The sequence below is a fragment of the Streptomyces scabichelini genome (assembly GCF_011045015.1).
In the GTDB taxonomy this organism is placed as follows: domain Bacteria; phylum Actinomycetota; class Actinomycetes; order Streptomycetales; family Streptomycetaceae; genus Streptomyces; species Streptomyces scabichelini.
In genome coordinates this window covers 1-11,480 of record NZ_JAAKZY010000294.1, presented here as the reverse complement: position 1 = coordinate 11,480, position 11,480 = coordinate 1, and the positions used below count along the sequence as shown (strand labels likewise).

Sequence of the window (11,480 nt, the reverse complement as noted above, 5' to 3'; positions counted from 1 at the left end):
CCCCGACGCCCCCGACGAGCCATACACCCCGTACACCGCCGTGGACACCGCGGCCGACGACGTCGCGCTGATCGCGTTCACCTCGGGCACCACCGGCCGCCCCAAAGGCTGTATGCACTTCCACCGCGATGTGCTGGCGATAGCGGACACCTTCTCGAAGCACGTCCTGCGACCGCACGCCGACGACGTCTTCGCCGGCAGTCCCCCGCTCGGCTTCACCTTCGGGCTCGGCGGTCTGGTGATCTTCCCGATGCGCGCGGGCGCCAGCGCGCTGCTGCTCGAACAGGCGGGCCCCAAGCAGCTGCTGCCCGCGATCGCCGAGCACCGCGTGTCGGTGCTGTTCACCGCCCCGACCGCGTACCGGGCGATGCTGGATGAGCTGGACGCGTACGACACCGCATCGCTGCGGCGCTGCGTGTCCGCGGGTGAGAACCTGCCCGCCGCCACCTGGCGGGCCTGGCAGGAACGCACCGGCCTGCGCATCATCAACGGCATCGGCGCCACCGAGCTGCTGCACATCTTCATCTCCGCGGCCGACGAGCGCATACGCCCGGGGACGACGGGAGTTCCCGTACCGGGGTGGCACGCGCGCGTGCAGGACGAGAACGGCGACCCCGTGCCCGACGGCGAACCCGGACTGCTCGCCGTGCGCGGCCCGGTCGGCTGCCGCTATCTCGCCGACCCGCGGCAGTCGGAGTACGTACGCGACGGCTGGAACATCACCGGCGACACCTATGTCCGCGAATCCGACGGCTACTTCCGCTATGTCGCGCGCGCGGACGACATGATCATTTCCGCCGGGTACAACATCGCGGGCCCGGAGGTCGAGGAGGCGCTTCTGCGTCACCCGGACGTGGTCGAGACGGCGGTCGTCGGGCTGCCCGACGAGACGCGCGGCCAGCGGGTGGTGGCGTTCGCCGTGCTGCGTCCCGGAGCGCGGCGGGACCCCGAGGCGCTGCGGGCCTTCGTCAAGTCCGAACTGGCGCCGTACAAATGCCCGCGCGAGATCGCCTTCCTGGACGCGTTGCCGCGTACGGCGACGGGGAAGCTCCAGCGCTTCCGATTGCGTACGGGCGTCAACTCGGCGCGTACGGAAGACAGTTCCGCGGGCACGGAAAGCGATCTCCGGTCCACGGAAGGTGATCTCGCATGACGCCGACCACTTAGAATGATCAACGTGTCCGAGCAGCACACTCCCCGGTCCCTCATCGTCACGTTCTACGGCGCGTACGGTCGCTTCGCCCCCGGTCCCGTACCGGTCGCCGAGCTGATCCGGCTGCTGGCCGCGGTCGGCGTGGACGCGCCCTCCGTGCGTTCGTCGGTGTCCCGGCTCAAACGCCGCGGACTGCTCCTGCCCGCGCGTACGGCGACGGGCGCGGCCGGGTACGTACTGTCGCCGGACGCGCGGCAGTTGCTCGACGACGGCGACCGCCGGGTCTACGCGGCGGCGCCCCCGGAGGACGACGGCTGGGTGCTCGCGGTGTTCTCCGTGCCGGAGTCCGAGCGGCAGAAGCGGCACGTGCTGCGCTCCCGGCTCGCGGGCCTCGGCTTCGGAACGGCCGCCCCCGGGGTGTGGCTCGCGCCTGCCCGCCTCTACGACGAGACCCGTCATACGTTGGAACGGCTGCGTCTCGACGCGTATGTGGAGCTGTTCCGCGGTGAGCATCTGGGCTTCACGGCGACGGCCGAGGCGGTCGCGCGCTGGTGGGACCTCGCCGCGATCGCCAAGCAGCACGAGGAGTTTCTGGACCGCCACGCGCGCGTGCTGCACGACTGGGAAGCACGGTCGGACACTCCGCCGGACGAGGCGTACCGCGACTACCTTCTCGCCCTGGACTCCTGGCGCCACCTCCCGTACGCCGACCCCGGGCTGCCGCCCGCACTGCTGCCGCCGGACTGGCCGGGGGCGCGCTCGGCGGCCGTCTTCCGGGCGCTGCACGAGCGGTTGCGGGACGCGGGGGCGACTTTCGCGGGGGTACCGGCAGGACCGTCCGAAATCTGAACGAAACCTCAGGCTGCGTGATTTCCGTCACAATCAATCCCGCCAAGGGAACGCTCAGGTTACTCATGCCCTCTTCTCATAATCCTTACCTACGCTTGTGACGCATGAGTCTGATGCGCAATCTCAACAGGGCGCTCACCGCCACCACCGGCCTCCAGGTGCACAAGGCCCCCGCGGCCCCCTCCGTGCCCAAGCAGCCGAAGGCCGCGGTGGCGAAACCCGCCAAGCGGCCCACGCCGGTGTACCGACGCCCCGCGCCCGAGGACCTCGCGACGGACCGACTGCTGCGGCAGCCGGTCTTCATCATGTCGCCCGTGCGCTCCGGCTCGACCCTTCTGCGGATGCTCCTGAACGCGCACCCGCGGCTGCACTCCCCGCACGAGACACACATCCGCCGCCTGGAGGTCGACTACGGCAGCAAGCTGTCGCAGCGCGCCATGACCGCCCTCGACCTGGAGCGCGGCGACCTGGAGCATCTGCTGTGGGACCGCGTGCTCCACCGCGAACTGGTCAAGTCCGGCAAGGAGTTCCTGGTCGAGAAGACGCCGAGCAACGCGTTCGTGTACCGGCGCATCCGGGACTGCTGGCCGGACGCCCGCTTCGTCTTCCTGCTCCGCCACCCGGTGTCCATCGCCCGGTCCTGGCACGAGGGCGATCCCGACAAGCGCACCTACGACGAGGCGGCGGCCGACGCGCTGCGCTACATGAAGGCCGTCGAGAACGCCCGCAAGGGCATCACCGGCGGCCACACCGTGCGTTATGAGGACATCACCGCCGACCCCGAGAAGGAGATGCGCGGCCTGTGCGAGTTCCTCGGTGTCGACTTCGAGCCGTCGATGCTCGACTACGGCAAGAAGGACGACTCGCAGGTGGTCAAGGGACTCGGCGACTGGCGCGACAAGATCAAGTCCGGTCAGGTGCAGGCGGGCCGCGCGCTGCCGAAGGACGACGAGATCCCCGAGCTCCTGCGCCCCATGTGTACGTCCTGGGGTTATCTGTCATGAAGCCGCACGCCGAGGTCGAAGAGGTCTGGCCGCGCGACGGACGTATCCGCGTGGTGGGCCGCATCCACGGCCGGCGCCCGCCCAGCGGCACGGAGAGCGCCGACGGCTGGCGGCTGCTGCTCGTCCTCCGCGGGACCGGCCGGCGGCTCAGCTACAGCGCGTGGGTGAAGGACGGCCGCTTCGAGAGCGAGCTGCCCATCGCCGACCTGGCCGCGGCCGGCACCTCCGACCGGGAAACCGACATCTCCGGTCGGGAAGCCGACACCTCCGATCGGGAAGCGATCGCCGGCGCCGGAACGGTCGAGGAGTGGGACGTCCATCTCACCGACGGCGAGGCGGAGTTGCGGGTCGGGAGGCAGCTCGACGACATCCGCGGCAAGAAGAAGATCATGGTGTTCCCGGAGCAGCGGGTGAGCGGCTTCAGTGTCCGGCCGTACTACACGGTGAAGGACAACCTGTCGCTGGAGTGCCATCTGGAGTGCCATGGAGAAGAGGCAATATGACAGACCGGAATCACCGGAATCAGACGCCTCGACTTACGGCGCATGAGGCACCAAAGCGTCCGAAGGTCCGCTATCTGCTCTTGCACGCGTACGGCCGCGGCGGCACGATCCGCACCGTGATGAACCAGGCCAACTCCCTTGTGCAGGCGGGCTGGGAGGTCGAGCTGGTGAGTGCGGTGCGCCGCCGGAAGGACATCCAGTTCCCGCTCGACCCGCGTGTGACGGTCTCCACGGTCGTCGACCTGCGCGAGGGCGTGTACACCCCGCCGTCCGGCCTCGCAGGGCGTTGGCAGGACTGGCGCCGGGGCAGGCTGCTCGACCAGCCCGGAAAGCACATCCCCGTGGGCGAGTTCGGCTACCGGTACTTCAACCGGTACGTCGAGGAGCAGCTCATCGCGTACCTGTCCGCGCTGGAGGACGGTGTCCTGGTGACCACGCGGCCCGCACTCAACTTCCTGGCCGCGGAGCACGCGACGGGCGGCGTGGTCCGCATCGCGCAGGAGCACATGAACCACGGCACGCACAAGCGTGATGTGCAAGGGCGTATCCGGGAGACCTATCCGCGCTTCGACGCGGTCGCCGTCCTGACGGAGCGGGACCGCCAGGAGTACGAGCAACTGCTGCCCGGCACCAGGGTCGTCCACATCCCCAACGCCGTGCACTCGCTCGACCAGGTCCCCTCCGACCACCACTCGAAGATCGCCGTGGCGGCCGGGCGGCTCTTCCCGCAGAAGGGCTTCGACCTGCTGATCGAGGCATGGTCGAAGCTCGTCGAGACGTACCCGGAATGGCAGTTGAGGATCTACGGCAGCGGCGAGAAGAAGGCCGAGCTGCGGGCTCTCATCGAGGAGCACCACCTCTACAACCACGTGTTCCTGATGGGCCACACCGACCGGCTGGACGACGAACTCGCCAAGGCCTCCTTCTATGTGCTCAGTTCACGCTTCGAGGGCCTGCCCATGGTCATGATCGAGGCGATGAGCCATGCGCTGCCCGTGGTGAGCTTCGACTGTCCGACCGGGCCGTCCGATGTGCTCACGCATGGAGTCGACGGACTGCTGGTTCCGCCGGAGGACCCGGACGCGCTCGCCCAGGCCATGGCCAAGGTGATGGCCGACGAGTCGCTGCGCTCGGAAATGGGCGTCGCGGCCGTGCTGACGGCCGCCTCGTACGGACCGGACGCCGTGCACCCGCGCTGGGAAGCCCTGTTCACCGAACTGCACGAACAACGGCTCGGCACCGCCGGTGCCGCGAAAGGACAGCACGTATGACGCACACGGCAAGGGCTCAGGGAGCCACGATCTGGCTCACCGGCCTGCCGAGCGCGGGCAAGACCACGATCGCCCGCATTCTGGCCGGCAGACTGCGGTCGGAGGACCACCGGGTGGAGGTGCTCGACGGCGACGAGATCCGTCGCTTCCTCTCCGCGGGCCTCGGCTTCTCCCGCGAGGACCGCAACACCAACGTGCAGCGCATCGGTCTGGTCGCCGAAGTCCTCGCCCGCAACGGCGTGCTGGCGGTGGTGCCGGTCATCGCGCCGTACGCCGACAGCCGCGAAGCCGTGCGCAAACGCCACGAGGCGAGCGGGACGCCGTACATCGAGGTGCATGTCGCCACTCCGGTCGAGGTGTGCGCCGAGCGCGACGTGAAGGGTCTGTACGCCCGCCAGGCCGCGGGTCAGCTGACCGGGCTCACCGGCGTCGACGATCCGTACGAGCCGCCGCTGGACCCGGCACTCGTCCTGAAGACGCAGGGGCAGACGCCGGAGGAGTCGGCGGCCGCGGTGTACGCGGTCCTGGCGGAGAGGGGGCTCGTATGACCTCGACGGGCGCTGACCGTGCGTACACGCTGTCGCACCTGGACGCTCTGGAGTCCGAGGGCGTGCACATCTTCCGTGAGGTGGCGGGTGAGTTCGAGCGGCCGGTGATCCTGTTCTCCGGTGGCAAGGACTCGATCGTCATGCTGCATCTGGCGCTGAAGGCGTTCGCGCCGGCGGCGGTCCCGTTCTCGCTGCTGCACGTGGACACCGGGCACAACTTCCCCGAGGTCATCGAGTACCGCGACCGGGTGGTGGCCGAGCACGGGCTGCGGCTGCATGTCGCCTCCGTGCAGGACTACATCGACGCCGGCAAGCTGCGCGAGCGGCCCGACGGCACGCGCAACCCGCTGCAGACCGTCCCGCTCACCGAGAAGATCCAGGCCGAGCGGTTCGACGCGGTGTTCGGCGGCGGGCGCCGGGACGAGGAGAAGGCCCGCGCCAAGGAGCGCGTCTTCAGCCTGCGGGACGAGTTCTCGCAGTGGGACCCGCGCCGTCAGCGGCCCGAGCTGTGGAACCTGTACAACGGCCGGCACGCACCCGGCGAGCATGTGCGCGTGTTCCCGCTGTCCAACTGGACCGAGCTGGACGTCTGGCAGTACATCGCGCGTGAGGGCATCGAGCTGCCGTCCATCTATTTCGCGCACCAGCGCGAGGTGTTCCGGCGCAACGGAATGTGGCTGACCGCGGGCGAGTGGGGCGGCCCCCGCGAGGACGAGACGGTCGAGAAGCGGCAGGTCCGCTACCGCACGGTGGGCGACATGTCGTGCACGGGCGCCGTGGACTCGGACGCGGTGACCCTGAAGGACGTCATCGCGGAGATCGCCGCCTCCCGGCTCACCGAGCGGGGCGCGACCCGCGCGGACGACAAGCTCTCCGAGGCCGCGATGGAAGACCGCAAGCGCGAGGGGTACTTCTAGCCGTGAGCAGCACCATCGATCCCTTGACCGGTCTCGCCGATCCCATGGCCGGGACCGCCATCGACACGCTGCGGTTCGCTACCGCCGGGTCGGTCGATGACGGCAAGTCGACGCTCGTCGGCAGGCTGCTGCACGACTCCAAGTCGGTCCTCACCGACCAGCTGGAGGCCGTGGAGCACGCCTCGCGCAGCCGCGGCCAACAGGCGCCCGACCTGGCGCTGCTCACCGACGGTCTGCGCGCCGAGCGCGAGCAGGGCATCACCATCGACGTGGCGTACCGCTACTTCGCCACACCCCGCCGCCGGTTCATCCTCGCCGACACGCCCGGCCATGTGCAGTACACGCGGAACATGGTCACCGGCGCCTCCACGGCCGAGCTGGCGATCATCCTGGTCGACGCGCGCAACGGCGTCGTCGAGCAGACCCGCCGGCACGCCGCCGTCGCGGCTCTCCTGCGCGTGCCGCACATCGTCCTCGCCGTCAACAAGATGGATCTCGTCGGCTACGAGGAGACGGAGTTCGACCGGATCGTCCAGGACTTCGCGGGCCATGCCGCCGAGTCGGGCCTGCCCGGCTTCACGCCGATCCCGGTCTCCGCCCTCGTCGGCGACAACGTGGTGGACCGCTCGACGCGCATGGACTGGTACGCAGGTCCGGCGCTCCTGGAGCACCTGGAGACCATCCCGGTCGGCAGCGGCGTGGCGCGCGCCCCGGCCCGTTTTCCCGTCCAGTACGTGATCCGGCACGACGAAGTCCGTTATTACGCGGGACAGTTGGCGTCCGGCTCGCTCAGGGTCGGCGACCGCGTGACCGTGCAGCCCTCCGGCGAGACGTCCACGATCACGGGCATCGACGTGCTCGGCGAGGAGGCGGACATCGCGTACGCGCCGCAGTCGGTGACCGTTCGCCTGGCCGACCAGCGCGATGTGTCGCGCGGCGACATGATCACGGCCGGGGCGGATGGGCCCGCGCTGGCGCAGGATGTCTCGGCGAACGTCTGCCATCTGGCCGACCGTCCGTTGCGGGTGGGCGACCGGGTGCTGGTCCGGCATACGACGCGGACGGTGAAGGCGATCGTGAAGGACCTGGGCGGGGCGCCCGAGCTGGCCGCGAACGACTTGGGCCACGTCAGGCTGCGCACGGCGGAGCCGCTGGCGCTGGACGATTATGCGGTTTCCCGTCGGACGGGGGCGTTTCTCTTGGTCGATCCGGCGGATGGGGCGACGCTGACGGCGGGGATGGTCGAGTTCCGCAGCAAGTAGGGCGCCTTGCTGACCCACGTGCGGGGGGGCGCCCCTTTAGGGGCGCGGGGAACTGCGCGACCAGCCACAACCAACCCGCACTCGCCGACGAATTGGAACCCCCACCCCGGAGGGCGCAGGCTGGGGAGTCGCCCTCAACTCCCCAACGTAAGCCGCGGCTTCGGCGCATCCGTACGTCCCGTCTGCGGCCGTCGGCTGCCCGCCCGATAAGGCGCGGGCCAGTCGACGCCCGGCCCGCCGTACCCCTGCTCGGCCGCCGCGTGCAGCGTCCAGTGCGGGTCGTACAGGTGAGGGCGGGCCAGGGCGCACAGGTCTGTGCGGCCCGCCAGGATCAGGGAGTTGACGTCGTCCCAGGAGGAGATCGCGCCGACCGCGATCACCGGGATGCCGGTCTCGTTGCGGATCCGGTCGGCGTACGGCGTCTGGTAGGAGCGGCCGTACTCCGGCTGCTCGTCCGCGACCACCTGACCCGTCGAGACGTCGATCGCGTCGGCGCCGTGCGCGGCGAAAGCGCGGGCGACGGTGACGGCATCGTCCGCCGTGGTGCCGCCGTCGGCCCAGTCGGTGGCGGAGATCCGTACGGTCATCGGCCGGTCCTCGGGCCATACGGCACGTACCGCGTCGAAGACTTCGAGCGGGAAGCGCAAACGGTTCTTCAGGGGGCCGCCGTACGCGTCCGTACGACGGTTGGTCAGCGGGGAGATGAAGCCGGACAGCAAGTAGCCGTGTGCGCAGTGCAGTTCGAGCAGATCGAAGCCGCAGCGGGCGGCCCGGCGGGCGGCCGACGTGAACTGCTCGCGGATGTCGGCGAGTTGGGCGTGCGTCAGCTCGTGGGGGGTCTGGTTCTCCGGCTTGTACGGGAGGGGGGACGCGGCCACCAGCGGCCAGTTACCCGCCTCCAGCGGCTCATCGATGCCCTCCCACATCAGCTTCGTGGAGCCCTTGCGGCCGGAATGGCCGAGCTGTACGCCGATGGCCGTGCCCGGTGACTGCGCGTGCACGAAGTCGGTGATCCGCCGCCAGGAGTCGGCCTGTCGGTCGGTGTAGAGCCCCGCGCAAGCCGGCGTGATCCGGCCCTCCGCGCTCACGCACACCATCTCGGTCATCACCAGACCGGCGCCGCCGAGCGCCCGCGCGCCCAGGTGGACGAGGTGGAAGTCGCCGGGTACGCCGTCCACGGCCGAGTACATGTCCATCGGCGAGACCACGACCCGGTTGCGCAGGGTCAGGCCGCGCAGCCGGACCGGCGTGAACATCGGGGGCGTACCGGGCGGGCAGCCGAACTCGCGCTCCACGCTCTCGGTGAAGCGGGCGTCGCGCAGCCGGAGGTTGTCGTGCGTGACGCGACGGCTGCGGGTGAGCAGGTTGAAGGCGAACTGCCGGGCGGGCTGGCCGAGATAGAGCTCCAGGTTCTCGAACCACTCCAGGCTGGCACGCGCCGCCCGCTGCGTGGAGGCGACGACGGGGCGCCGCTCCTCCTCGTAGGCGGTCAGAGCGGCGTCGAGTGAGGGCTGCTCCTCCAGGCAGGCGGCGAGCGCCAGCGCGTCCTCGACGGCGAGCTTCGTACCGGAGCCGATGGAGAAGTGCGCGGTGTGCGCGGCGTCGCCGAGCAGGACCACGTTCCCGTGGGACCAGCGCTCGTTGACGACGGTGCGGAAGGTCGTCCACGCCGACTTGTCGGACACGGAGCTGTTGGATCTGAGCGCCCCTCCGCCGAGCGCGTCCGCGAAGATCTTGGCGCACCGTTCGACGGACTCCTGCGCGTCGAGCTCCGCGAACCCGGCCGCCTCCCACACCTCCTCGCGCATCTCGACGATCACGGTCGAGGCACCGAATTGTTTCTGCGGCCCGGAGGGCCTCGTTGAGGGGTGGTGGTCGGGCGACGGGCGGGAATACGGGTATCCGTGCAGCTGCATCACCCCGTACTCGGTCTCCGCGATCTCGAAGCGGAACGCCTCGAAGGCGAAGTCGGCGGCGAGCCAGATGTAGCGGCACCGGTGGGTGGTCACCTGCGGCCTGAACACCTGGGCGTACGCCTCACGCGTGGCGCTGTGCACCCCGTCCGCCGCGATGACGAGGTCGTACGTCCCGGAAAGGCGGGCCGCGTCCGGCGCCCGGGTACGGAAGCGCAGGTCGACACCGAGCGAGCGGCACCGTTCGTGCAGGATCTCCAGCAGTCTGCGCCGGCCCAGGGCCGCGAAGCCGTGTCCTCCGGAGGTGTGGCGGGTGTTGCGGTGGACGATGTCGATGTCGTCCCACCGCACGAACTCGTCCCGCAAGGCCTCGTACACCACGGGGTCGGCGTGCTCGATGCCGCCGAGGGTCTCGTCGGAGAGGACGACACCGAAGCCGAAGGTGTCGTCGGGGGCGTTGCGTTCCCAGACGGTGATTTCGCGGGCGGGGTCGAGGCGCTTCAGCAGAGCGGCGGCGTAGAGGCCGCCGGGGCCGCCGCCGATCACCGCGACCCGCATCGCTCTCATGGTCACCGCCCCCGCCACTTCGGCGGCCGCTTCTCCGTGAACGCGGCATGGAACTCGGCGTAGTCCTCTCCGTTCATCAGGAGTGCCTGCGTCGAGGCGTCCAGTTCGACCGAGGCGGCGAGCGGCATGTCCAGTTCGGCGGTGAGCAGGGCCTTCGTCTGGGCGTATGCGAGGGCAGGGCCCTCGGCGAGGCGGTGGGCGAGTGCCTGGGCCGCCTCGTCCACGCGGCCTTCGTCCGTCAGCTCGCTGATCAGGCCGATCCGCTCGGCCTCGGGTGCGCGCACCGGCTCGCCCAGCATCAGCAGGCGGGTCGCGTGCCCGAGCCCGACGACTCGCGGCAGCAGATACGCGGCGCCCATGTCACCGCCGGACAGTCCGACGCGCGTGAAGAGGAAGGCGAAGCGTGCGCTCGGGTCGGCCACCCGGAAGTCCGCGGCCAGGGCGAGGACCGCGCCCGCGCCGGCCGCGACGCCGTGTACCGCCGCGATCACGGGGAAGGGGCATTCGCGTACGGCCCGTACGACCTGCCCGGTCATGCGGTTGAAGTCGAGCAGCTGGGACGTGTCCATCGACAGCGTGGCCCCGATGATCTCGTCGACGTCGCCGCCGGAGCAGAAGCCGCGGCCCTCGCCGGCCAGCACGAGGGCGCGTACGGACTTCTCGCGGGACAGCTCGGCGAGCAGGTCGCGCAGGTCGGCGTAGGCACCGAAGGTGAGCGCGTTCAGCTTCTCGGGGCGGGCCAGGGTGACGGTGGCGACGCCGTCGACGAACTCGCAGCGCAGATGCCGCCAGTCGGGCGTGCGGGTCGCGGAGCCGGTGAAGGGACTCATGAGGTGCGGCCTCCTCGGGCGGGGGCGGCGGTTTGCGCCGGTTGGGCCGGCAGGACCCAGCGCTATCTCATGAATTTATCACTCATCTGTGACTGTCGTCAGGAGTGCGCGATAAGACCGGGCGTCAGTATGCGACTTTCGACACATGAACCGACGCGAAGTTCGATACGTGAGCTTTGATACGCCACAAACGCCACAAGACGAGGCCTCGACACAACAGTCACGGAGTCACGGGTGCGCGACGGCACCGTAACGGCGGGAGTTCCGGCGCGAGCCGGACCGTTGGCCTGGGTACAGCCCGATAGCAGACCGAACGTCACGAAAAGCACCCACTGGGCGCCACTGTCCGGCACCGCCGTACAATTCATATTGTTGAAAGCAGGACTTCCTGCTCCATGAACGGACCCGCCTTGTACGAGCCCTCAGCACCAGCCTCCTGGCGCATCGCCCTGCCGCACTCCGCCGCGGCCGTGCCCGTCGCCCGCGCACTGGTCCGTACCGCACTGGCCGAGATCGAGCACGCCGCCGACAGCGACACGGCAGAACTGCTCACCGCAGAACTGGTGGCCAACGCCGTGGAGCACACCACGGGCGACATGCCCATAGAGCTGGTCGTGGAGCTGCTGCCGAACGGCTGCCAGGTCGAGGTGCACGACCCCGACC

General features: G+C 69.9%; 11 protein-coding genes. 9 read left to right on the top strand and 2 right to left on the bottom strand.

Annotated elements, in window-relative coordinates; translation table 11 throughout:
- The 8 genes from G5C60_RS46370 to G5C60_RS46335 form a co-directional block, all read left to right on the top strand.
- Positions 1-1,153: AMP-binding protein (locus G5C60_RS46370; RefSeq protein ID WP_241267568.1), on the top strand; the 1,153-nt coding region annotated here is incomplete at its 5' end.
- Between the two features lie 15 nt (positions 1,154-1,168).
- Positions 1,169-2,002, top strand: a complete 834-nt coding sequence (locus G5C60_RS46365; protein WP_165269578.1) for a PaaX family transcriptional regulator — start codon at positions 1,169-1,171, stop codon at positions 2,000-2,002.
- A 104-nt stretch (positions 2,003-2,106) separates the two neighbouring features.
- Positions 2,107-3,006, top strand: coding sequence for a sulfotransferase family protein (locus G5C60_RS46360; protein WP_165269576.1), 900 nt, complete (start codon positions 2,107-2,109; stop codon positions 3,004-3,006).
- Complete coding sequence (locus G5C60_RS46355) at positions 3,003-3,509, top strand: hypothetical protein (protein WP_165269574.1); 507 nt, start codon at positions 3,003-3,005, stop codon at positions 3,507-3,509. The genes G5C60_RS46360 and G5C60_RS46355 overlap by 4 nt, the downstream gene beginning before the upstream one ends.
- A complete protein-coding gene (locus tag G5C60_RS46350) occupies positions 3,506-4,780 on the top strand; it encodes a glycosyltransferase family 4 protein (RefSeq protein WP_165269572.1) in 1,275 nt (424 codons plus the stop codon). The genes G5C60_RS46355 and G5C60_RS46350 overlap by 4 nt, the downstream gene beginning before the upstream one ends.
- Positions 4,777-5,328 carry an adenylyl-sulfate kinase gene (gene cysC / locus G5C60_RS46345; protein ID WP_165269570.1) on the top strand — a complete coding sequence of 184 codons (552 nt, stop codon included), beginning with the start codon at positions 4,777-4,779 and terminating at the stop codon, positions 5,326-5,328. The genes G5C60_RS46350 and cysC overlap by 4 nt, the downstream gene beginning before the upstream one ends.
- The gene (gene cysD / locus G5C60_RS46340) at positions 5,325-6,245 is read left to right on the top strand and encodes a sulfate adenylyltransferase subunit CysD (protein ID WP_165269568.1); all 921 of its coding nucleotides are present in this window, start codon (positions 5,325-5,327) and stop codon (positions 6,243-6,245) included. The genes cysC and cysD overlap by 4 nt, the downstream gene beginning before the upstream one ends.
- A gap of 44 nt (positions 6,246-6,289) precedes the next feature.
- Positions 6,290-7,507 (top strand): sulfate adenylyltransferase subunit 1, encoded by a 1,218-nt coding sequence (locus G5C60_RS46335; RefSeq protein ID WP_165269580.1) that lies wholly within the window; start codon positions 6,290-6,292, stop codon positions 7,505-7,507.
- Between the two features lie 134 nt (positions 7,508-7,641).
- On the opposite strand, the gene G5C60_RS46330 is transcribed toward G5C60_RS46335, so the two are convergent.
- A complete protein-coding gene (locus G5C60_RS46330; protein WP_165269566.1) occupies positions 7,642-9,978 on the bottom strand; it encodes a bifunctional salicylyl-CoA 5-hydroxylase/oxidoreductase in 2,337 nt (778 codons plus the stop codon).
- 11 nt (positions 9,979-9,989) lie between these two features.
- Entirely contained in the window at positions 9,990-10,817 is an 828-nt protein-coding gene (locus G5C60_RS46325; protein ID WP_165269564.1) for an enoyl-CoA hydratase family protein, read from the bottom strand.
- Positions 10,818-11,212: 395 nt separating this feature from the next.
- Here G5C60_RS46325 and G5C60_RS46320 point away from each other — a divergent pair.
- Positions 11,213-11,480, top strand: a 268-nt coding sequence (locus G5C60_RS46320) for an ATP-binding protein (protein ID WP_165269562.1), incomplete at its 3' end; no start/stop codon positions are given.